Raw genomic sequence first — 19,659 nt, 5'->3', positions numbered from 1 at the left:
AAATGACGCAATTTGCTTTTGTGTTCCCGGGTCAGGGCTCACAAGCCGTTGGGATGTTGTCTGAAATGGCAGCGACCTATCCGGTCATTGAAGAGACTTTTCGTGAAGCTTCCGACGCGCTGGGTTATGATCTTTGGGCATTGACCCAACAGGGCCCGGCCGAAGAGCTGAACAAAACCTGGCAAACTCAGCCAGCGCTGCTGACAGCGTCCGTTGCGCTGTGGCGCGTATGGCAACAGCAGGGCGGCAAAGCGCCAGCTCTGCTTGCGGGTCATAGCCTGGGTGAATACTCTGCGCTGGTCTGCGCCGGTGTGATCGCGTTCGCTGACGCGGTGCGTCTGGTAGAGCTGCGTGGCAAGTTCATGCAGGAAGCGGTGCCGGAAGGCACGGGCGGCATGTCTGCCATTATCGGTCTGGACGATGCGGCTATTGCGAAAGCCTGTGAAGAATCTGCAGACGGTCAGGTCGTTTCACCGGTGAACTTCAACTCGCCAGGCCAGGTGGTTATCGCCGGTCATAAAGAAGCGGTTGAACGTGCGGGTGCCGCCTGCAAAGCGGCGGGCGCAAAACGTGCGCTGCCTCTGCCTGTTAGCGTGCCGTCCCACTGTGCGCTGATGAAGCCTGCTGCCGATAAACTGGCGGTTGAGCTGGAAAAAATCACCTTTAACGCACCGACGATTTCCGTTGTGAACAACGTCGATGTGAAATGCGAAACGGCGCCGGACGCTATCCGTAACGCGCTGGTTCGTCAGCTTTATAGCCCGGTACAGTGGACCAAAACCGTTGAGTTTATGGCTTCCCAGGGCGTTGAGCATCTGTATGAAGTCGGTCCTGGTAAGGTCCTCACCGGTCTGACAAAACGTATTGTTGACACCCTGACTGCTTCGGCGATTAACGAGCCGGACGCACTGTCAGCGGCACTCTCGCAATAAAAGAGGAATACCATGAGTTTTGAAGGAAAAATCGCTCTCGTGACCGGCGCAAGCCGCGGTATCGGGCGCGCTATTGCTGAAACACTGGTTGCGCGCGGCGCGAAGGTGATTGGTACAGCAACCAGCGAGAATGGCGCTCAGGCCATCAGTGACTATCTGGGGGCGAACGGTAAAGGTCTGGTGCTGAATGTGACCGAACCTGCATCTATCGAATCTGTTCTGGAAAATATTCGCGCAGAATTTGGTGAAGTGGATATTCTGGTAAATAATGCCGGGATCACTCGCGACAACCTGCTGATGCGAATGAAAGATGATGAGTGGAACGATATTATCGAAACCAATCTTTCATCTGTATTCCGTCTGTCAAAAGCGGTAATGCGCGCTATGATGAAGAAGCGTCATGGTCGTATTATCACTGTTGGTTCCGTGGTTGGTACCATGGGAAATGCTGGTCAGGCTAACTACGCTGCGGCGAAAGCGGGTCTGATTGGTTTCAGTAAGTCGCTGGCGCGTGAAGTCGCGTCCCGCGGTATTACTGTAAACGTTGTTGCTCCGGGTTTTATTGAAACGGACATGACGCGTGCGCTGACTGATGAGCAGCGTGCGGGTACGCTGGCAGCAGTTCCGGCGGGTCGTCTTGGCGACCCTAAAGAAATCGCCAGCGCGGTTGCATTTTTAGCCTCTGACGAAGCGAGTTACATCACTGGTGAGACTCTCCACGTCAATGGCGGGATGTACATGGTTTAACCACGATAAAAAAATTTGCGTTATTAGGTCGAATGGCCTCAAAATAACGTAAAATCGTGGTAAGACCTGCCGGGATTTAGTTGCAAATTTTTCAACATTTTATACACTACGAAAACCATCGCGAAAGCGAGTTTTGATAGGAAATTTAAGAGTATGAGCACTATCGAAGAACGCGTTAAGAAAATTATCGGCGAACAGCTGGGCGTTAAGCAGGAAGAAGTTGTGAACTCCGCTTCCTTCGTTGAAGACCTGGGCGCAGATTCTCTTGACACCGTTGAGCTGGTAATGGCTCTGGAAGAAGAGTTTGATACTGAGATTCCGGACGAAGAAGCTGAGAAGATCACCACCGTTCAGGCTGCCATTGATTACATCAACGGTCACCAGGCGTAAGTGAACATCTCCAGGCGGTCATTCGACCGCCTGAGTTTTATCTTTTTTAGTCCCACGAATCTCTTTTTTTATCCCTCCCTGGAGGACAAACGTGTCTAAGCGTCGTGTAGTTGTGACCGGACTTGGCATGTTGTCTCCTGTCGGCAATACCGTAGAGTCCACCTGGAAAGCTCTCCTTGCCGGTCAGAGCGGCATCAGCCTAATCGACCATTTCGATACTAGCGCCTACGCAACGAAATTTGCTGGCTTAGTAAAGGATTTTAACTGTGAAGAGATCATCTCGCGCAAAGAACAGCGCAAGATGGATGCCTTCATTCAATATGGAATTGTCGCTGGCGTTCAGGCCATGCAGGATTCTGGCCTTGAAATTACGGAAGAGAACGCAACCCGTATTGGCGCCGCTATCGGCTCCGGTATTGGCGGTCTTGGCCTGATTGAGGAAAACCATACATCGCTGATGAATGGTGGCCCACGTAAGATCAGCCCATTCTTCGTTCCGTCAACGATTGTTAACATGGTGGCAGGTCACCTGACCATCATGTTCGGCCTTCGTGGTCCAAGCATTTCTATCGCCACCGCCTGTACCTCCGGCGTGCATAACATCGGCCAGGCCGCACGTATCATCGCTTACGGTGATGCAGATGCGATGGTTGCTGGCGGTGCAGAAAAAGCCAGTACCCCACTGGGTGTAGGCGGCTTCGGTGCGGCGCGTGCGCTTTCAACCCGCAACGATAACCCTCAGGCGGCGAGCCGTCCGTGGGATAAAGACCGTGATGGTTTTGTGCTGGGCGACGGTGCAGGCATGATCGTGCTGGAAGAGTACGAACATGCTAAAAAACGTGGCGCGAAAATCTATGCTGAAATCGTTGGTTTCGGTATGAGTAGCGATGCTTACCACATGACGTCTCCTCCAGAGAACGGTGCAGGTGCTGCGCTGGCGATGGAAAACGCGCTTCGCGATGCAGGTATTACCCCTGCACAGATCGGCTACGTGAACGCCCACGGGACGTCTACGCCAGCTGGCGATAAAGCAGAAGCCCAGGCGGTTAAGTCCATCTTCGGCGACGCGGCCAGCCGCGTGATGGTGAGCTCCACCAAATCCATGACCGGCCACCTCCTGGGTGCGGCAGGCGCGGTAGAGTCTATCTACTCTATCCTTGCGCTGCGCGACCAGGCCGTACCGCCAACCATCAACCTGGATAACCCGGATGAAGGTTGCGATCTGGACTTCGTTCCACACGAAGCGCGCCAGGTCAGCGGTATGGAGTACACCCTGTGTAACTCCTTCGGCTTCGGGGGCACCAACGGCTCTCTGATCTTCAAAAAGGTCTGAGTCTGTTTGCCGCAAGGCACTAAAAAAGGTCCGCTTGTCGGGCCTTTTTTATTTAGGGAAATCCCCTTGTCTGGCGACAGGCATCCTGCCAGACTGAGCCTCCATGCATAAGGAGCCACCATGTTTTTAATCAATGGCCTTGAGCAGAATCAGCTGCCCGCAAGCGACAGGGCGACGCAGTTTGGTGACGGCTGTTTCACCACGGCGCGAATTGTTAACGGCGCCGTGAGCCTGCTTGATGCGCATATTCGTCGCCTGCAAAGTGCCTGTGAGACACTACTGATCCCCTTTACGCAGTGGGATATTCTCGAAAGCGAGATGCGCCAGCTGGCCTTTGGAAAACCGAGTGGCGTACTGAAAGTGATCATCAGCCGCGGCAGCGGTGGTCGGGGTTACAGCGGTTCTGCCTGCCATCATCCCACGCGCATCCTCTCCCTGTCAGATTACCCCGCGCATTATGAACGCTGGCGGCATGAGGGCGTTACGCTGACGCTCAGCCCCGTTCGCCTGGGCCGTAACCCGATGCTGGCGGGGATAAAACATCTCAACCGTCTTGAACAGGTGCTCATCCGTACTCATCTTGAGCAGACGGACGCCGATGACGCGCTGGTCCTTGACAGCGAAGGGTTCATTACGGAATGCTGTGCGGCTAATTTATTCTGGCGGCAGGGCAGTGATGTCTTCACGCCTTCACTGGAACAGGCGGGCGTCAAGGGTATTATGCGGCAGTTTTGTTTACAGCTTTTGGCACGCTCCGGCTATAACGTTGTCGAAGCCAGCGTGAAGGAAGCGGCGCTGCTGTCCGCCGATGAGGTCGTTATATGTAACGCCCTTATGCCGGTTGTGCCTGTTCGGGCCTACGATCGGCAGCGCTGGTCGTCCCGTGAACTGTTTCAGTTTTTAGCCCCGTTATGTGAGCAAACCAGAAAGTCATGAAGAAAATGTTGCGCTTTGTCCTCCTCCTCATCGTTGTGCTGGGTATCGCTGGCGGTGCGGGAGTATGGAAAGTTCGCCAACTGGCGGACAGTAAAATCCTGATTAAAGACGAGACGATTTTTACCCTGAAAGCCGGTACCGGTCGTCTGGCCCTGGGTGAACAGCTTTACGCTGACAAAATTATCAACCGTCCGCGCGTTTTCCAGTGGCTGCTGCGCGTTGAGCCGGAGCTTGCCCACTTTAAGGCCGGAACCTATCGTTTCACCCCCGGGATGACCGTGCGGGAGATGCTTCAGCTGCTGGAGAGCGGTAAAGAGGCCCAGTTCCCGCTGCGTTTTGTTGAAGGGATGCGCCTGAGTGATTATCTCAAACAGCTGCGTGACGCGCCGTACATCAAGCACACCCTGAAAGACGACCGTTATGAGACGGTGGCCGAGGTGTTGAAATTCGACCATCCGGAATGGGTGGAAGGCTGGTTCTGGCCGGATACCTGGATGTATACGGCAGGGACGACCGACGAGGCGATCCTGAAACGTGCGCACAAAAAAATGGTTGCGGCGGTTGAGTCGGCCTGGAGCGGACGAGCGGATGGCCTGCCTTATAAAGATCAAAATCAGTTCGTGACGATGGCCTCGATCATTGAGAAAGAGACTGCCGTAGCGGCTGAGCGCGACAAAGTGGCCTCGGTGTTTATCAACCGCCTGCGCATCGGGATGCGTCTGCAAACTGACCCGACGGTTATCTATGGAATGGGTGAGCGCTACACCGGCAAGATTTCCAGAAAAGATCTTGAGACCCCGACGGCGTATAATACCTACCAGATTAGCGGTTTGCCGCCAGGCCCGATTGCCACGCCGGGCGAAGCATCGCTTCGCGCCGCGGCACATCCGGCCAAAACGCCGTATCTCTATTTTGTGGCTGATGGAAAAGGCGGTCATACCTTTAACACGAACCTTGCCAGCCATAATCGTTCCGTTCAGGACTATCTGAAGGCACTTAAGGAAAAAAATGCGCAGTAAATACATTGTCATTGAGGGACTCGAAGGGGCGGGGAAAACCACGGCCCGTAACGTGGTGGTTGATACCCTGAATACGCTTGGTGTGGCGGATATCGTCTTCACCCGTGAGCCTGGGGGAACGCAGCTGGCAGAAAAACTGCGCAGCCTGGTGCTGGACATCAAATCCGTGGGCGACGAGGTAATCAATGATAAAGCCGAAGTGCTGATGTTCTACGCGGCACGCGTACAGCTGGTGGAGACGGTGATTAAGCCTGCCCTGGCGGACGGAAAATGGGTCATTGGCGATCGTCACGATCTCTCGACGCAGGCCTATCAGGGCGGCGGTCGCGGCATTGACCAGACGATGTTAGCCACCCTGCGCGACGCGGTACTGGGCGATTTCCGTCCCGACCTGACGCTGTATCTTGACGTTACGCCGGAGGTGGGCCTCAAACGCGCCCGCGCCCGCGGCGAGCTGGACCGCATTGAGCAAGAGTCCTTCGACTTCTTTAACCGTACGCGCGCGCGCTATCTTGAACTGGCCGGGCAGGATAAGACGATCCGTACCATTGATGCAACGCAATCTCTGGACGACGTAACGCGTGCTATCCAACAAACGGTGACCACCTGGCTACAGGAGCAGCAGGCATGAAATGGTACCCATGGCTGCGCCCGCATTTTGAACAGCTGATTAGCAGCTATCAGGCAGGGCGGGGGCATCATGCGTTACTGATTCAGGCTTTACCTGGTATGGGTGATGATGCGCTAATTTACGCCATTACCCGCTTTCTGATGTGTCAAAAGCCGCAAGGGCATAAAAGCTGTGGCCAGTGTCGTGGCTGCCAGCTGATGCAGGCAGGCACGCATCCTGATTACTACACCCTTGAGCCTGAGAAGGGCAAAAACACGCTCGGTATTGATGCGGTGCGCGACGTCAGCGAAAAACTGTATGAGCACGCGCGGCTGGGCGGGGCAAAAGTGGTCTGGCTGAAGGATGCGGCGATCCTCACCGAGGCGGCGGCCAACGCTCTGCTCAAAACCCTGGAAGAGCCGCCGGAAAAAACCTGGTTCCTACTGTCTTGCCGCGAGCCGGGCAGGCTGCTGGCAACGTTACGTAGCCGGTGCCGTCTTCATCACCTCGCAGCCCCTCAGGAAGCCTGGTCGCTGGCCTGGCTGGAACGAGAAGTGACAACGTCACAGGATGCCATGCTCTCCGCGCTGCGTTTATGCAGCGGCGCGCCCGCAGCGGCACTGGCCCTGTTGCAACCGGATGTCTGGTCGCAGCGCGAGGCGCTATGCCGTGCCGTTGCGTCTGCCATAGACAGCGGTGACTGGCTGAGTTTACTGCCTGCGCTGAATGGCGATCAGGCCGCCGAACGCCTGCAGTGGCTGGCGACGCTTTTGCTGGACGCGCTGAAAATTCAGCAGGGAGCCACGCTTCTGACCAACCCCGATGTCTGGCCACTGGTGAACACGCTGGCCAATGGTCTTTCAGGCACTACGCTGCAGGCTATCCTTCATGATATCTGCCAGAGCCGCGAACATCTTTTAACCGTCACTGGCGTCAATCGCGAACTGCTGTTGACCGACCAGTTACTGCGTATTGAACACTACCTGCAACCCGGCATTACGCCGCCGGTTTCCCATCTCTGAGAGAGACATTATGTTTTTAGTCGACTCACACTGCCATCTTGATGGCCTGGATTATCAATCTCTGCATAAAGACGTGGATGACGTGCTGGCGAAAGCCGCCGCCCGCGATGTGAAATTTTGTCTGGCCGTCGCGACCACCTTACCGGGCTATCGTGCCATGCGCGACCTGGTCGGCGTTCGCGATAACGTGGTCTTCTCCTGCGGCGTTCATCCGCTTAATCAGGATGAAGAGTACGACGTAGAAGATTTACGTCGACTGGCGGCAGAAGAGGGCGTGGTCGCGATGGGGGAGACCGGGCTTGATTATTTTTACACGCCTGAAACTAAACCCCGTCAGCAGGCCTCGTTTCGCAACCACATCCGCGTGGGCCGCGAGCTGAACAAGCCGGTTATCGTTCACACCCGTGATGCGCGCGCAGACACCCTGGCGATCCTCAGGGAAGAAAAGGTGACGGATTGCGGTGGCGTACTACACTGTTTCACTGAAGACAGAGAAACGGCGGGTAAGCTGCTTGATTTAGGATTTTATATTTCGTTTTCCGGGATTGTGACGTTCCGTAATGCTGAGCAGCTGCGTGACGCTGCACGTTATGTCCCGCTCGATCGCATCCTGGTGGAAACAGATTCTCCTTATCTGGCCCCGGTACCGCATCGAGGGAAAGAGAACCAGCCGGCGATGACGCGAGATGTGGCTGAGTACATGGCCGTTCTGAAGGGAGTCAGTATCGATGAACTGGCTCGCACCACGACGGAAAACTTTGCCAGCCTGTTCCACATCGACCCCGCCCGCCTGCAATCTCTCTGATACACCTGTTTTTTTTAGGCTCGTAATTAATAAGCAAAGCGAGTAAAGTTCACCGCCTCATTTGGGGCGGTGATGGTGTTTTTAGACACATCCAGAAACGCTTTTTGTAAATTACTGAAAGTTTTTTGACCGTCTTAAGCCGAAACGTGATAGCCGTCAAACAAACTCAGAGGGAATTATTTTACTCTGTGTAATAAATAAAGGGCGCTTAGATGTCCTGTCCACGGCGCGGTACTCCCCCCGGGCCAATGCGTGAAAGCGTAAAAAAAAGCACAAATACTCAGGAGCACTCTCAATTATGTTTAAGAATGCATTTGCTAACCTGCAAAAGGTCGGTAAATCGCTGATGCTGCCAGTATCCGTACTGCCTATCGCAGGTATCCTGCTGGGCGTCGGTTCTGCAAACTTCAGTTGGCTGCCAGCCGTAGTGTCCCACGTGATGGCAGAAGCAGGCGGTTCTGTTTTTGCTAACATGCCGCTGATCTTCGCTATCGGTGTTGCGCTGGGCTTCACCAATAACGATGGTGTATCCGCTCTGGCCGCCGTTGTTGCTTACGGCATCATGGTGAAAACCATGGCGGTGGTTGCACCGCTGGTACTGCATTTACCTGCAGAAGAGATCGCTGCCAAACACCTGGCCGATACCGGCGTGCTCGGCGGTATTATTTCCGGTGCGATTGCAGCGTATATGTTTAACCGCTTCTATCGCATCAAGCTCCCTGAGTATCTGGGCTTCTTCGCGGGCAAGCGTTTCGTTCCGATTATCTCTGGTCTGGCCGCGATCTTCACTGGCGTGATCCTCTCCTTCATCTGGCCACCAATCGGTTCTGCTATTCAGACTTTCTCTCAGTGGGCGGCTTACCAGAACCCGGTTGTGGCGTTCGGTATCTACGGCTTCATTGAGCGTTGCCTGGTGCCATTTGGTCTGCACCACATCTGGAACGTTCCATTCCAGATGCAGATTGGTGAATACACCAACGCTGCGGGCCAGGTGTTCCACGGTGATATCCCACGTTACATGGCGGGTGACCCAACTGCAGGTAAACTGTCTGGTGGCTTCCTGTTCAAAATGTACGGCCTGCCGGCGGCTGCGATTGCTATCTGGCACTCTGCGAAACCAGAGAACCGTGCAAAAGTGGGCGGTATCATGATCTCCGCGGCGCTGACCTCGTTCCTGACCGGTATCACCGAGCCGATCGAGTTCTCCTTCATGTTCGTTGCGCCGATTCTGTACATCATTCACGCGATTCTGGCGGGTCTGGCGTTCCCAATCTGTATCCTGCTGGGTATGCGTGACGGTACGTCCTTCTCTCACGGCCTGATCGACTTTATCGTTCTGTCCGGTAACAGCAGCAAGCTGTGGCTGTTCCCAATCGTGGGTATCTGCTACGCGCTCGTTTACTACACCATCTTCCGCGTGCTGATCAAAGCGCTGGACCTGAAAACCCCAGGTCGCGAAGATGCAACGGAAGACAGCAAAGCTGGCGCGACCAGCGAGATGGCTCCGGCTCTGATTGCAGCGTTCGGCGGTAAAGACAACATCACTAACCTGGACGCGTGTATCACTCGTCTGCGTGTGAGCGTTGCTGACGTAGCGAAAGTTGACCAGCCGGGTCTGAAAAAACTGGGCGCAGCGGGCGTGGTTGTTGCAGGTTCGGGTGTTCAGGCGATCTTCGGAACGAAATCCGATAACCTGAAAACCGAAATGGATGAGTACATCCGCAACCACTAAGTTGTGACCGGGGAGACTAAGGCAGCCGAATGGCTGCCTTTTTTATTGGCTTAGCCTGGGCGGGGAAGAGTAGATATAAAAAAGGGAGCCAGCAGGCCTAATGCCAGTCTGCGAAGCTCGGTGGAAGGAGCCGTTCACCTCAATATACGCAGAATATACTGCGTTCGGGACCTGTGAACGGGATAAGGGGGCCACCGCGGCCCCCTTATCAATCCCCGCGGCCCCGCGAGAAATCGGTGCTTCGCACTGCGCTCACCTCCCGACCGGCTGCCTGCGGTCGGCTCGACTCGACGTCCTGTCTCGTTTCGCCTCTGGCCGCCATCCATGGCGTCCAGCCCTTGTCCTCCGGCCTCCGGCTCGCCGATTTCAGCGGGGACTCAACACCAGTGCCATATTCAGGCGGCTGAGAAGGTTGAAGGGTTAAGGAAGTGGCGAAAAGTTGCGTTGAGCAGGTGGCAGGAATGCTTTGGTGAAAGGAAAAAGCCACTGCTATAACACAGTGGCTTTTAAGACTATCTACTTAGAAACTGTAACTTCCGCTCACTGAGAAGTTACGAGGCGCGCCATACACGCCGTATGTTCCCAGGTAGTCGTAGTACTCTTTGTCGAAGACGTTGTTCAGGTTGCCCTGGATGGCGAAGTTCTTTGTGACCTGATAGCGGGTGAACAGATCCACCACCGTGTAACCATCCTGCGTGATCTGGCTGATGCCGTTCGGCCCTGGGGTTTCAAAGTCATACCAGGTTTTGTTCTGCCACCGCGCGCCGCCGCCGACCGTCAATTCTGGCAGCATAGGCAGCTGGTAGCGGGTAAACAGCTTCAGCGTGGTGCGTGCCTGCTGTGGATTCACCGCGTTGCCGTCTTCATCTTCCGCGATATAGCGGCTGCCGCCGAAGGTCAGCTGCCAGTTATCGGTTAATGCACCGTTCAGTTCGAACTCCACGCCTTTACTCACGGTTCCGTCTACCGATTTATAGGCTGACTGGCCGCCGGAGCCTGGAATGGTCACGCCGGTATTGACTGCCACATTATCCTGCTCAATGCGGAACACTGACAGGCTGGCAGTCAGACGGGTGTTAAACCAGTCTCCCTTCACGCCGGCTTCGTAACTTTTGCCCGTGGTAGGATCGATAAAGTTGCTGTTGATGTCACGCTGGCCTGAAGGCTGGAAGATAGACGTATAGCTGGTATAAACCGACCAGGTATCATCGATATCGTAGATCAGCCCGGCGTACGGCGTGACGTCATGGAACTTCGCATCGCGGATTTCGTCCGGCTTGCGCTCCAGGTTGTATTTGGCGCTCCATTCGGTGTAACGCGCGCCGAGGATTAGGTGAAGCGGGTCGGCCAGCGACAGACGCGTGGCGGCATAGACCGACTTCTGGCGGATCACATCGCGCTGGTAAAGTGCGAAGCCAGACCAGGTCGGATCGGCCAGATTACCGTTGTAATCGTAGATGCTGCCGACGTCCATCAGGCCGTAGTTATCGTTCACCGGATATGAGTTGTCGTAATTGTTGCGCTGGCGGCTGTAGCTGCCTCCCAGCATCAGCTCATGCTGACGTCCCAGCAGGTCGTATCCACCGCGCACGAAAGCATCCACGGAGTCCTGCTTACGCTCGCCCCGGTTCCAGCCGCCCCAGGCGCCCTGGAAGCTGGACGCATCGTACAGGCCGGTGGTTTTATCCGGATAACCATCGATATACATCAGCTTGCTGTCGAAGTTGGTCTCCGCATGCATGGCGTTAACCTTTGCTTCCCAGCCGTTATCGAAGCGTTGGGTCAGGTTAGCAAAGATTTTGGTGGAATCCTGATTCGAGTAGGTCCAGTCTGCAGCGGTGTTGAAGCCACGACGGAAATCCGTTTTGCTGCCGTCGCTGAACAGCGAAGGGAAACCGCCCCATGTTGGGCTGTCTTCTTCACTTTCCTGATAGTCATAACCCAGAGAGAGGGTGGTGGAGTCGGTCAAATCGGCATCAACCACGCCGTAGATGAATTTTTTGCGATAGTGGTTGCGCTCCACCCAGGAGTCGTTGTCCTGGTAGCCGGTGATGACGCGGCCACGCACGTTGCCGGATTCAGTCAAAGGTGCCTGCAGGTCAAGCACGTAACGCTGCTTGTCCCAGCTGCCGTAAGTGGCCGAGGCCGAGCCTTTAAATTCTTTGCTGTCGGCGTGCTTGCGCACCATATTGACGTAAGCTGACGGGTTGCCCGTTCCGCTCATCAGGCCTGCCGCGCCGCGCACCACTTCAATTTTATCGAAGATGGCCGTATCGCCCGCCGTATCGCCAAAGTTCCAGCGGTTATCGAGAAACGTCGGCATATCTTCGTAGGCGAAGTTGCTGATAAAGAAACCGCGCGCGTAATAGTTTGTCCGGCTGGTATCGATACGCGAAGCGCTCACGCCGGTGGTGTTATCCAGCACCTGACCGATAGTGTTCAGCTCCTGATCCTGCATACGTTGCTGGCTGATCACACTGACCGACTGCGGAATATCGCGAGGAACTAACAGCAGTTTGGTGCCGGTGGTGGTGGTTTTTACGCTGTAGTCCTGAGCCTGTTCAGCGGACGGATCCTGTGCGTTATCGAATCCACCGTCTACTACCACGGTGTCTTCAGAAGAGGAGGCGGCGAAACTTACGGCTGGCGTCAATGCCATAGCAATGCAGGCTGCCAGCAACGACGGGGCTGCGGCAGGCTGGCGTTGCCCATCCCTGGTGTGATTAATGAAAGACATCATCAAACCCTTAATGAATGGTGAAAGTGGGTCGCGTCAGTCTCGCTAGCACGGGCTGACGTCGTTTTCTATGTTAAAAATGCGCATGAAAATGCAAATGCGAAATATACGCATTGTGATTAACGCTGTAAACAGATGTTTCGGAGGCAAATGAAATAATGTTTCAGACGTTTCCCGCCGGGGAGCGGTCATACTTCATGCAGCTGCGGTACATTAAGGAAAGAAATCGCGGGAGAAGGTTGAAAGGACAGGAGAAAGTCGCTCATACTCATCAACTGTAACGCACAGTATTCGACATAAAATGTGTGATTAGCGGATGCACCACGCCAGAGTAAACAAATAAGGACAAGGTCATGGCCGAAGAAACGATTTTCAGTAAAATTATCCGCCGCGAGATCCCGTCGGATATCGTCTATCAGGACGATCTGGTGACGGCGTTCCGGGACATTTCACCGCAGGCCCCAACGCATATCCTCATTATTCCCAATATTCTGATTCCTACCGTAAATGACGTGAAAACCGAGCACGAAGTGGCATTAGGCCGTATGCTTACGGTGGCCGCGAAAATCGCAGAGCAAGAGGGGATTGCCCAGGACGGATACCGTCTGATCATGAACTGCAATCGTCATGGCGGCCAGGAAGTTTATCATATCCATATGCATCTGCTGGGTGGACGTCCACTCGGCCCGATGCTGGCACATAAAGGTCTTTGATATGTTAAGAGGGCGTATTGCAGCGCTGATTATCGCAGTGCTGATAGCGGGGTGCAGCGCGCGTCCGGCGATCCCGGTCAGCGATGAACAGTCGCTGGTCATGGAGGCCTCGGTGCTTGCCGCAGGCATCACGGCGGAGCAGCCTGCGCTGACCATCAGCGAAATCCAGTCTTCTGCCTCCTCTACGCTCTTTAACGAAAGACACGAGCCGGTGACGGTGCATTACCGTTTTTACTGGTATGACGTTAGAGGTCTTGAAATGCACCCGCTCGAAGCGCCGCGCAGTGTGACCATCCCGGCGGGATCGTCGGTGACGCTCTATGGCAGCGCCAACTCGTTGGGTGCGCATAAGGTGAGACTTTATCTTTACTTGTAAGGGGTAAACCTTGATTAAAAATATAAGCCGCTATGCGCTTGTGACCGCATTTGCACTTTTTCTTGCCGGTTGTGTAACGCGAACCGAAGAACCCGCGCCCGTGGACGAGGCAAAACCGGGGACAGAACAGCCGACGCCGCCAACGCAACCGGTGCCAACGGTGCCATCTGTGCCAACTATTCCGGCGCAGCCAGGCCCGATTGAACACCCGGATCAAACCTCTCAGCCAACGCCGCGCGTGCGCCACTATGACTGGAACGGCGCGATGCAGCCGATGGTCGGCAAAATGCTGCAGGCTCAGGGCGTGACGGCGGGCAGCGTGCTGCTGGTAGATAGCGTGAACAACCGTACTAACGGCTCGCTGAATGCGGGTGAAGCGACGGAAACCCTGCGCAACGCCTTAGCCAACAACGGTAAATTTACGCTGGTCTCCTCGCAGCAGCTGGCGGTGGCGAAGCAGCAGCTTGGCCTGTCACCGCAGGACAGCCTTGGCTCGCGCAGCAAAGCGATCGGGATTGCCCGTAACGTTGGCGCACAGTATGTCCTGTATTCCAGCGCCACCGGCAACGTCAATACCCCGGCCCTGCAAATGCAGCTGATGCTGGTTCAGACAGGCGAGATTATCTGGTCAGGTAAAGGTGCCGTTTCGCAACAATAAGCCGACGCGTGAGGAAATTCTGACGCGTTATTTTCCTCAATACCGTCTTGTCGCGCCGCAGGCCCCTTCCGGGCTTGGCGGCGCGAGTTGCATTATTGAGCAGGGCGAACATCGTCTGGTTCTGCGCCAGCATCACGATGCCTCTGCGCCCGACGCCCATTTTCGTCGTCAGTATCTTGCCCTGAAACGCCTTCCGGCCGGACTCGTACCCGAACCCTGTTTTTTCAGCCAGGGCTGGATGGTCGTGGAGTATCTTGCGGGCGAGATCAAAACCACGCTACCGGATACCCCAACGCTTGCTGCTCTGCTGTATCATCTGCATCGTCAGCGACGGCTGGGCTGGCGCATCGCGCTTATGCCGCTGCTTGAACAATACTGGCAGCAGGCCGCGCCCGCGCGCAGAACGCCATACTGGCTGGCTCAGCTTAAAAAACGCCGTGCAAGAGGTGAGCCGCAACCGTTGCGGCTTGCGCCGCTGCACATGGATGTTCACGCAGGCAATATCGTTCACACGGCGGCAGGGGAAAGGCTCATCGACTGGGAATATGCCGGAGATGGGGATGTCGCGCTGGAGCTGGCTGCCGTCTGGACACCGGACAAGGCCGCGCGGGACACGCTAATTGCGGCCTATGCCGAACTGGCGCAGATGGACACCCGGACGCTGGCGCGCCAGGTCAGCCGCTGGCGGCCATGGGTATTGATGCTGATGGCGGGCTGGTTTGAGGTGCGCCTTGCGCAGACGGGTGACAAACAATTTATTACGCTGGCAGATGATGCCTGGCGTCAGTTAAACACTAAAGGATAAGAGAGGTTCGTGTGGGTCCAGTGATGTTGGATGTCGAAGGGTTTGAGCTGGATGCGGAGGAGCGCGAGATCCTGGCGCATCCGCTGGTGGGCGGCCTGATTCTGTTTACCCGCAACTATCACGATCCGGCGCAGTTGCGCGAACTGGTGCGCCAGATCCGAGCGGCATCGCGTAACCGGCTGGTGGTGGCGGTCGATCAGGAAGGAGGGCGCGTACAGCGCTTCCGTGAGGGATTCACCCGCTTACCGGCTGCACAGTCTTTTGCGGCGCTGCTTGGCACCGAAGCGGGCGGGAAACTGGCGCAGGACGCCGGTTGGCTGATGGCAAGCGAAATGATTGCCATGGATATCGACATTAGCTTTGCCCCGGTGCTGGATGTCGGGCATATCAGCGCCGCTATCGGCGAACGCTCGTACCATGAGGACCCGCGCATTGCCCTGGCAATGGCCACACAGTTTATTGACGGTATGCACGACGCGGGCATGAAAACCACCGGCAAACACTTCCCGGGACACGGTGCGGTAACGGCTGACTCGCACAAAGAGACGCCACGCGATCCGCGCCCTGAAGCGGAGATCCGCGCCAAAGATATGTCCATCTTCCGCTCGCTCATCACTGACAACAAGCTGGATGCGATTATGCCTGCGCATGTGATCTACAGCGATGTCGATCCGCGCCCGGCGAGCGGTTCCCCGCACTGGCTGAAAACCGTCCTGCGTCAGGAGCTGGGCTTTAACGGCGTGATTTTCTCGGATGATTTGTCCATGGAAGGGGCGGCAATCATGGGCAGCTATGCGGAACGCGGACAGGCTTCACTGGATGCAGGTTGCGATATGATCCTGGTCTGTAATAATCGTAAAGGAGCGGTCAGCGTGCTGGATAACCTGTCGCCGATCAATGCCGAACGTGTTACACAATTGTATCATAAAGGTTCATTTAGCCGTCAGGAGTTGATGGACTCGGCGCGCTGGAAGACGGTCAACGCGCAACTTGAAGCGCTCAACGAGCGCTGGCAGGCCCATAAAGCAGGCCTGTAATCACTCCCGTAAGGCGTAGCAAGGTGGGAAGACAATGATCATCTATTTACACGGTTTTGACTCAAACAGCCCAGGTAACCATGAGAAGGTACTGCAGCTGCAGTTTATCGATCCGGACGTCCGGCTGATTAGCTACAGTACCCGCCACCCTAAACATGATATGCAGCATTTACTCAAGGAAGTGGACAAAATGCTGCAGCTCAACGTTGACGAGCGTCCGCTGATTTGCGGCGTCGGGCTGGGAGGCTACTGGGCAGAGCGCATCGGATTTTTGTGCGATATTCGTCAGGTCATTTTCAATCCAAACCTGTTCCCGAACGAGAACATGGAAGGCAAGATTGACCGCCCGGAGGAGTACGCCGATATTGCGACGAAATGCGTCAGTAATTTCCGTGAAAAGAATCGCGATCGTTGTCTGGCGATCCTCTCGCGTCATGACGAAGCGCTGGACAGCCAGCGTTCAGCGGAGATGCTGCATCACTTCTATGAGATCGTCTGGGACGATGAACAAACCCACAAGTTTAAAAACATCTCCCCGCATCTGCAGCGCATAAAAGCCTTCAAAACGCTGGGCTAAACAGCCCTCTAAAAGCCTCAAGCCCGGTCGCGAAAGCGTGCCGGGCTTTCTTTTTTGTCAGACTTGTCTACTTTTAAGCCATCAAAACTTGATGCATATCAATTTTGGTATGACCAATGCGCCTGACGTGTTATCCTCAATGCACTTGAATGGTTTCAGTGCTGTAACCTGTTGTTAATTAAGGGTTATTTTCATAACTTTTAATTAACAATTGGTTAATAATTTAGGGGGTCGCGTTGACTACACCATTGAAAAAAATAGTGATTGTAGGCGGTGGTGCTGGCGGGCTGGAGCTGGCGACGCAGCTGGGCAAAAAGCTGGGTCGCGGTAAGAAAGCCAAAATTACGCTGGTAGATCGTAACCACAGCCATCTGTGGAAACCGCTGCTGCACGAAGTGGCGACCGGATCGCTGGATGAGGGCGTGGATGCCCTGAGCTATCTGGCACATGCGCGTAATCATCATTTCCAGTTCCAGCTGGGATCCGTGGTGGATATCAACCGTGAGAGCAAAACCATTACGCTGGCTGAGCTGCGCGACGACAAAGGTGAACTGCTGGTTCCTGAGCGCAAGCTGCCGTATGACACGCTGGTCATGGCCCTGGGCAGTACATCGAACGACTTCAATACGCCGGGCGTGAAAGATCACTGCATCTTCCTGGACAACCCGCATCAGGCGCGTCGTTTCCATCAGGAAATGCTCAATCTGTTCCTGAAATACACCAATAACCTGGGTGCCAACGGCAAGGTTAACATCGCGATTGTAGGCGGGGGCGCGACGGGCGTTGAGCTGTCTGCTGAACTGCACAACGCGGTGAAACAGCTGCACAGCTACGGCTACAAAGGCCTGACGAACGATGCGCTGAACGTGACGCTGGTTGAGGCGGGCGAACGCATTCTGCCGGCGCTGCCGCCGCGTATTTCCGGCGCAGCGCACAGCGAGCTGACCAAACTCGGCGTACGCGTGCTGACGCAAACCATGGTCACCAGCGCCGATGCGGGTGGTCTGCACACCAAAGACGGCGAGTACATCGAAGCGGATCTGATGGTCTGGGCGGCAGGGATTAAAGCGCCTGATTTCATGAAAGATATCGGCGGGCTGGAAACGAACCGTATTAATCAGCTGGTGACGGAGCCTACGCTGCAAACCACGCGCGATCCGGACATTTACGCCATCGGCGACTGTGCCTCCTGCGCGCGCCCGGAAGGCGGGTTCGTTCCTCCGCGTGCTCAGGCCGCGCACCAGATGGCAAGCCTGGTGCTGCACAACATCCTGGCGCAGCGTAAAGGCAAACCGATGAAGGCGTATGTCTACAAAGACCACGGCTCTCTGGTGTCGCTCTCTAACTTCTCGACCGTCGGCAGTCTGATGGGTAACCTGATGCGTGGCTCGATGATGGTAGAAGGGCGCATTGCGCGCTTTGTGTATATCTCACTTTACCGTATGCACCAGATTGCGCTACATGGCTACTTCAAAACCGGCCTGATGATGCTGGTCGGACGCATCAACCGCGTTATTCGCCCGCGTCTGAAGCTGCACTAATCGTATTATCCCTCCGGGTCCTCCGGAGGGATTTTTTAGCATATCATGCTGTCCAGTGCCCTTCAGGCGCTTAAGAGTTCTCCTAAATCCGATATATCCCTCCTGTACACCGCGTTTTTACGCCTTTGTCTTATTGGCGAGTCCAGCCATTGATTGCAAAATTGTTACCAATAGCAACAAAGGAGGATGTCCCGTGAATAAATCAATGTTGGCGGGTATAGGGATTGGCGTAGCGGCTGCGTTAGGTGTGGCTGCGGTTGCCAGTCTCAACGTGTTTGAACGTAGCCCGCAGTATGCGCAAGTGGTTTCCGCAACGCCCATTAAAGAGACGGTCAAAACGCCCCGTCAGGAGTGCCGCAACGTTGCGGTTACCCACCGTCGTCCCGTACAGGATGAAAACCGTATTGCCGGTTCTGTTCTCGGCGCGGTTGCAGGCGGCGTGATTGGCCATCAGTTTGGTGGCGGTCGCGGTAAAGACGTGGCTACCGTTGTCGGCGCGTTGGGCGGTGGCTATGCAGGGAATCAGGTGCAGGGTGCGATGCAGGATAACGACACCTACACCACAACCCAGCAGCGCTGTAAAACCGTCTATGACAAATCCGAGAAAATGCTGGGTTACGATGTCACCTACAAAATCGGCGACCAGCAGGGCAAAATCCGCATGGATAAAGACCCCGGCACCCAGATCCCGCTGGACGGAAATGGTCAGTTGATCCTGAACAACAAAGCGTAAAAAAGATCTTCTCTGAACTTAGCTCCTCACGCGCTCAGGCTGAGGAGCTTTTTTTTGGCACGATATTCATTAAGCCATCTGCCACAACACCCGCACAGCAGGCATGTTCATACCCGGGGTCGGTTGCACGGTAGCATCCCTGAACTCGTTGACGACGTGGGAAAGAAGAAAACAGAAAGGGCGGAGAACCGCCCTTAAGATTACAGCTTGAGAAGTTCAGGCCACAGGCGCAGCGTGGTCTGGGTGATGCTTTGCAGTTTTTCCAGGCCAGCGCCTTCGCGGGCGCTAATCGACATGCCCTGCAGAATGCAGCTTAAGTATTGCGCCAGCGCCTGCGGGCGGCAATGCGCGGGGATCTCGCCGCGCTGCTGGCGCTGGGCAAGGAACGTGCTCAGCGTCTCCTCCTGCATCGCATGGCGCGATTTCACCGTGTTGGCGATCTCTGTAGACGAGGCCGCGAGGGTGGCAGAGGTGTTGATCATAAAACACCCGGCAGGGGTCTCTTTGCTGGTGAAGCAGGTGGCGATGGCGGTGAAGTAGTCCCGCAGCGCCTGCTCAACGGATTTTTCTTCGCAGAACAGCTGCGCTTCGTACTTCGCCGCAAAACGGGAGATGTATCGATCCAGAACCGCCCGGAACAGCCCCTCTTTATTCGTAAACTCCGCGTACAGCGTCGGCGCTTTGGCTCCGGTAGCTTCCACCAGGTCCGAAAGCGACGTTGCCTCGTACCCGTGCTGCCAGAAGAGCGTCATGGCCTTATCCAGCGCCGCATCCCTGTCGAACACTTTTGGTCGGCCACGGCTTTTCTTCGCACAACTCGTGACATCGGTTGTCATTGCCGTTGGTCCTCTGTTGGTTTGTTGAATGACCATTATAAAAATAAACCACAGCCGGGACCAGCGCTGTTTGCTTAAAAATAAATTAATCCTATCGATATGAATAATAAAGAAATTTAA

The 19,659-nt window shown here is 55.3% G+C and carries 20 protein-coding genes; 18 read left to right on the top strand and 2 right to left on the bottom strand.

Going from position 1 to position 19,659, the window contains the following annotated elements; all coding sequences use genetic code 11:
- Positions 1-2: 2 nt before the first annotated feature.
- The 10 genes from fabD (at position 3) to ptsG (ending at position 9,526) form a co-directional block, all read left to right on the top strand.
- Complete coding sequence (gene fabD / locus FFS28_RS20030) at positions 3-932, top strand: ACP S-malonyltransferase (protein ID WP_088207505.1); 930 nt, start codon at positions 3-5, stop codon at positions 930-932.
- A 12-nt stretch (positions 933-944) separates the two neighbouring features.
- The gene (gene fabG, locus FFS28_RS20025; protein ID WP_058609145.1) at positions 945-1,679 is read left to right on the top strand and encodes a 3-oxoacyl-ACP reductase FabG; all 735 of its coding nucleotides are present in this window, start codon (positions 945-947) and stop codon (positions 1,677-1,679) included.
- 153 nt (positions 1,680-1,832) lie between these two features.
- Positions 1,833-2,069, top strand: coding sequence for an acyl carrier protein (gene acpP / locus FFS28_RS20020; protein ID WP_003857954.1), 237 nt, complete (start codon positions 1,833-1,835; stop codon positions 2,067-2,069).
- Between the two features lie 91 nt (positions 2,070-2,160).
- Entirely contained in the window at positions 2,161-3,402 is a 1,242-nt protein-coding gene (gene fabF / locus FFS28_RS20015; protein ID WP_042319542.1) for a beta-ketoacyl-ACP synthase II, read from the top strand.
- Positions 3,403-3,522: 120 nt separating this feature from the next.
- Complete coding sequence (gene pabC / locus FFS28_RS20010) at positions 3,523-4,338, top strand: aminodeoxychorismate lyase (protein ID WP_101737907.1); 816 nt, start codon at positions 3,523-3,525, stop codon at positions 4,336-4,338.
- Positions 4,335-5,357, top strand: a complete 1,023-nt coding sequence (yceG, locus tag FFS28_RS20005; RefSeq protein WP_101737906.1) for a cell division protein YceG — start codon at positions 4,335-4,337, stop codon at positions 5,355-5,357. Before pabC ends, yceG begins: the two co-directional genes overlap by 4 nt.
- Positions 5,347-5,988 carry a dTMP kinase gene (gene tmk / locus FFS28_RS20000; RefSeq protein ID WP_006174687.1) on the top strand — a complete coding sequence of 214 codons (642 nt, stop codon included), beginning with the start codon at positions 5,347-5,349 and terminating at the stop codon, positions 5,986-5,988. Before yceG ends, tmk begins: the two co-directional genes overlap by 11 nt.
- The gene (holB, locus tag FFS28_RS19995; protein WP_006174688.1) at positions 5,985-6,989 is read left to right on the top strand and encodes a DNA polymerase III subunit delta'; all 1,005 of its coding nucleotides are present in this window, start codon (positions 5,985-5,987) and stop codon (positions 6,987-6,989) included. Before tmk ends, holB begins: the two co-directional genes overlap by 4 nt.
- Positions 6,990-6,999: 10 nt before the next feature.
- Positions 7,000-7,794: a metal-dependent hydrolase gene (locus FFS28_RS19990; protein WP_006174690.1), complete on the top strand. Its 795-nt coding sequence runs from the start codon at positions 7,000-7,002 to the stop codon at positions 7,792-7,794.
- Between the two features lie 298 nt (positions 7,795-8,092).
- Positions 8,093-9,526 carry a PTS glucose transporter subunit IIBC gene (ptsG, locus tag FFS28_RS19985; RefSeq protein WP_006174691.1) on the top strand — a complete coding sequence of 478 codons (1,434 nt, stop codon included), beginning with the start codon at positions 8,093-8,095 and terminating at the stop codon, positions 9,524-9,526.
- A gap of 520 nt (positions 9,527-10,046) precedes the next feature.
- Here the strand turns inward: ptsG and fhuE are convergent.
- A complete protein-coding gene (fhuE, locus tag FFS28_RS19980; protein ID WP_137903793.1) occupies positions 10,047-12,263 on the bottom strand; it encodes a ferric-rhodotorulic acid/ferric-coprogen receptor FhuE in 2,217 nt (738 codons plus the stop codon).
- Between the two features lie 353 nt (positions 12,264-12,616).
- Here fhuE and hinT point away from each other — a divergent pair, with 353 nt between their 5' ends.
- The 8 genes from hinT to FFS28_RS19935 all read left to right on the top strand — a co-directional run bounded on the left by hinT (position 12,617) and on the right by FFS28_RS19935 (position 18,703).
- Positions 12,617-12,976 carry a purine nucleoside phosphoramidase gene (gene hinT / locus FFS28_RS19975; RefSeq protein WP_006174700.1) on the top strand — a complete coding sequence of 120 codons (360 nt, stop codon included), beginning with the start codon at positions 12,617-12,619 and terminating at the stop codon, positions 12,974-12,976.
- Position 12,977: 1 nt separating this feature from the next.
- Positions 12,978-13,352 carry a YcfL family putative periplasmic lipoprotein gene (locus FFS28_RS19970; protein ID WP_006174701.1) on the top strand — a complete coding sequence of 125 codons (375 nt, stop codon included), beginning with the start codon at positions 12,978-12,980 and terminating at the stop codon, positions 13,350-13,352.
- Positions 13,353-13,365: 13 nt separating this feature from the next.
- The gene (gene lpoB, locus FFS28_RS19965; protein ID WP_088207906.1) at positions 13,366-14,010 is read left to right on the top strand and encodes a penicillin-binding protein activator LpoB; all 645 of its coding nucleotides are present in this window, start codon (positions 13,366-13,368) and stop codon (positions 14,008-14,010) included.
- Positions 13,991-14,815, top strand: a complete 825-nt coding sequence (thiK, locus tag FFS28_RS19960; RefSeq protein WP_137903792.1) for a thiamine kinase — start codon at positions 13,991-13,993, stop codon at positions 14,813-14,815. Before lpoB ends, thiK begins: the two co-directional genes overlap by 20 nt.
- A gap of 11 nt (positions 14,816-14,826) precedes the next feature.
- Positions 14,827-15,852: a beta-N-acetylhexosaminidase gene (nagZ, locus tag FFS28_RS19955; protein ID WP_088207498.1), complete on the top strand. Its 1,026-nt coding sequence runs from the start codon at positions 14,827-14,829 to the stop codon at positions 15,850-15,852.
- 34 nt (positions 15,853-15,886) lie between these two features.
- Entirely contained in the window at positions 15,887-16,429 is a 543-nt protein-coding gene (gene ycfP / locus FFS28_RS19950; protein ID WP_088207497.1) for an alpha/beta hydrolase YcfP, read from the top strand.
- Between the two features lie 236 nt (positions 16,430-16,665).
- The gene (locus FFS28_RS19940) at positions 16,666-17,970 is read left to right on the top strand and encodes an NAD(P)/FAD-dependent oxidoreductase (RefSeq protein ID WP_042319553.1); all 1,305 of its coding nucleotides are present in this window, start codon (positions 16,666-16,668) and stop codon (positions 17,968-17,970) included.
- 193 nt (positions 17,971-18,163) lie between these two features.
- On the top strand, positions 18,164-18,703 hold the full coding sequence (locus FFS28_RS19935; protein ID WP_137903791.1) for a glycine zipper 2TM domain-containing protein: 540 nt from the start codon (positions 18,164-18,166) through the stop codon (positions 18,701-18,703).
- A gap of 200 nt (positions 18,704-18,903) precedes the next feature.
- Here FFS28_RS19935 and comR read toward each other — a convergent pair whose 3' ends face one another.
- Positions 18,904-19,539, bottom strand: coding sequence for a TetR family copper-responsive transcriptional repressor ComR (gene comR / locus FFS28_RS19930; protein ID WP_042319562.1), 636 nt, complete (start codon positions 19,537-19,539; stop codon positions 18,904-18,906).
- Between the last annotated feature and the right edge of the window lie 120 nt (positions 19,540-19,659).

This window comes from Enterobacter sp. 2VL (assembly GCF_005503595.1).
In the GTDB taxonomy this organism is placed as follows: Bacteria; Pseudomonadota; Gammaproteobacteria; order Enterobacterales; family Enterobacteriaceae; genus Enterobacter; species Enterobacter cancerogenus.
Note: the sequence above shows the minus strand (reverse complement) of the source record. Positions and strands in the feature narration are given on the sequence as shown.

Bases quoted from the DNA above. Each gene is read 5' to 3' on its own strand.
- fabD (WP_088207505.1), top strand. From the start codon at position 3: ATGACGCAATTTGCTTTTGTGTTCCCGGGTCAGGGCTCACAAGCCGTT.
- fabG (WP_058609145.1), top strand. From the start codon at position 945: ATGAGTTTTGAAGGAAAAATCGCTCTCGTGACCGGCGCAAGCCGCGGT.
- acpP (WP_003857954.1), top strand. From the start codon at position 1,833: ATGAGCACTATCGAAGAACGCGTTAAGAAAATTATCGGCGAACAGCTG.
- pabC (WP_101737907.1), top strand. From the start codon at position 3,523: ATGTTTTTAATCAATGGCCTTGAGCAGAATCAGCTGCCCGCAAGCGAC.
- yceG (WP_101737906.1), top strand. From the start codon at position 4,335: ATGAAGAAAATGTTGCGCTTTGTCCTCCTCCTCATCGTTGTGCTGGGT.
- tmk (WP_006174687.1), top strand. From the start codon at position 5,347: ATGCGCAGTAAATACATTGTCATTGAGGGACTCGAAGGGGCGGGGAAA.
- holB (WP_006174688.1), top strand. From the start codon at position 5,985: ATGAAATGGTACCCATGGCTGCGCCCGCATTTTGAACAGCTGATTAGC.
- FFS28_RS19990 (WP_006174690.1), top strand. From the start codon at position 7,000: ATGTTTTTAGTCGACTCACACTGCCATCTTGATGGCCTGGATTATCAA.
- ptsG (WP_006174691.1), top strand. From the start codon at position 8,093: ATGTTTAAGAATGCATTTGCTAACCTGCAAAAGGTCGGTAAATCGCTG.
- fhuE (WP_137903793.1), bottom strand. From the start codon at position 12,263: ATGTCTTTCATTAATCACACCAGGGATGGGCAACGCCAGCCTGCCGCA.
- hinT (WP_006174700.1), top strand. From the start codon at position 12,617: ATGGCCGAAGAAACGATTTTCAGTAAAATTATCCGCCGCGAGATCCCG.
- FFS28_RS19970 (WP_006174701.1), top strand. From the start codon at position 12,978: ATGTTAAGAGGGCGTATTGCAGCGCTGATTATCGCAGTGCTGATAGCG.
- ycfP (WP_088207497.1), top strand. From the start codon at position 15,887: ATGATCATCTATTTACACGGTTTTGACTCAAACAGCCCAGGTAACCAT.
- comR (WP_042319562.1), bottom strand. From the start codon at position 19,539: ATGACAACCGATGTCACGAGTTGTGCGAAGAAAAGCCGTGGCCGACCA.